We start from the raw sequence: 239 nt of genomic DNA, 5'->3' as shown, positions 1-239 counted from the left end.
TTTCAGGGTTTTACATACTGTTCAGTTTTCAAGGTTCTTTGTTGTTGTCTCATCGACAGCTTATTTATATTATCATAAGCAATTGACTTTGTCAACAACTTTTTTATTTTATTTTTAATCTTTCTCAGAAACCCGTTTGCGTTTCCGCTCTTATTTCCTCGATTGATTTGCCCTTGTCTCAAGGACGTATGTTATGATACCAGAGTTTCCAAGGATTGTCAACGATTTTTCTATATTTG

The sequence above is a fragment of the Clostridium sp. AF35-15 genome, assembly GCF_003477745.1.
Classification (GTDB): Bacteria; Bacillota; Clostridia; order Lachnospirales; family Lachnospiraceae; genus Otoolea; species Otoolea fessa.
This window is presented reverse-complemented; position numbering follows the sequence as displayed.